We start from the raw sequence: 1665 nt of genomic DNA on the forward strand, positions 1-1665 counted from the left end.
GTCCAGGGGGCCGCCTTCGCCACCGGTATTCCTCCAGATCTCTACGCATTTCACCGCTACACCTGGAATTCTACCCCCCTCTACGAGACTCTAGCTTGCCAGTTTCAAATGCAGTTCCCAGGTTGAGCCCGGGGATTTCACATCTGACTTAACAAACCGCCTGCGTGCGCTTTACGCCCAGTAATTCCGATTAACGCTTGCACCCTCCGTATTACCGCGGCTGCTGGCACGGAGTTAGCCGGTGCTTCTTCTGCGAGTAACGTCAATTGATGAGCGTATTAAGCTCACCACCTTCCTCCTCGCTGAAAGTGCTTTACAACCCGAAGGCCTTCTTCACACACGCGGCATGGCTGCATCAGGCTTGCGCCCATTGTGCAATATTCCCCACTGCTGCCTCCCGTAGGAGTCTGGACCGTGTCTCAGTTCCAGTGTGGCTGGTCATCCTCTCAGACCAGCTAGGGATCGTCGCCTAGGTGAGCCATTACCCCACCTACTAGCTAATCCCATCTGGGCACATCTGATGGCAAGAGGCCCGAAGGTCCCCCTCTTTGGTCTTGCGACGTTATGCGGTATTAGCTACCGTTTCCAGTAGTTATCCCCCTCCATCAGGCAGTTTCCCAGACATTACTCACCCGTCCGCCGCTCGTCACCCAGGGAGCAAGCTCCCCTGTGCTACCGCTCGACTTGCATGTGTTAAGCCTGCCGCCAGCGTTCAATCTGAGCCATGATCAAACTCTTCAATTAAAAGCTTGATTTGCTTCCACTCGAGAAGCGATGCTCAAAGATTTACTGCATGAATTTTATTTCAGTTAGTCACTCTTCAAGACTTGATATTTTTTTGCATCCGAAGATGCTGGATATCGTCTTGTGGAGTGCCCACACAGATTGTCTGATAAATTGTTAAAGAGCAGTGAGTTAGGCGCTTTCGCTTGCTAACTCGAGGTGGCGTATATTACGCTTTCCTCTTTCAGAGTCAACCCTAATTTTCAGGATTTTTTCTCTGCGACCCCCGGATACTCTGTGAAGTTGTTCACATGTTCCGTGTCGATGGAGGCGCATTATAGGGAGTTCCTCGCAGGCCGCAACAGGTATTTTCAGCAAAAACGATCGATCAGCCTTTCTCAACCTGGCTGAAGTCCAGTTCCACCGGCGTTGCACGGCCAAAGATGGAAACGGAAACTTTCAGGCGGCTCTTCTCGTAATCGACTTCTTCGACCACACCGTTGAAGTCGGCAAACGGGCCGTCGTTGACGCGCACCAGCTCGCCCGGTTCGAACAGCGTTTTCGGACGCGGCTTGTCACCAACCTGCTGCAGGCGGTTCATGATCGCATCAACTTCTTTATCGCTGATTGGCGCAGGACGGTCAGACGTACCGCCGATGAACCCCATGACGCGCGGTACGCTGCGCACCAGGTGCCAGCTGGCGTCATTCATCACCATCTGCACCAGCACGTAGCCAGGGAAGAATTTACGCTCGCTCTTGCGACGTTGGCCGCCACGGATTTCAACCACTTCTTCCGTAGGCACCATCACTTCGCCGAACAGCTCTTCCATATCGTGCAGTTTGATGTGTTCACGCAGCGATTGTGCTACGCGACCTTCAAAACCGGAAAACGCCTGAACGACGTACCAACGTTTTTTTGGAGCTTCAGACATTTTAGAAC

The 1665-nt window shown here is 52.9% G+C and carries 1 protein-coding gene and 1 rRNA gene; both read right to left on the minus strand.

Annotation, left to right across the window (positions count from 1 at the left end):
• Positions 1-744 (minus strand): 16S ribosomal RNA (locus ACJ5GX_RS08120); the annotation flags it as partial.
• Between the two features lie 367 nt (positions 745-1111).
• Positions 1112-1665, minus strand: a 554-nt coding sequence (gene nusG, locus ACJ5GX_RS08125; RefSeq protein WP_495292896.1) for a transcription termination/antitermination protein NusG, incomplete at its 5' end; no start/stop codon positions are given.

It is taken from the genome of Wolbachia endosymbiont of Tuta absoluta (assembly GCF_059414725.1).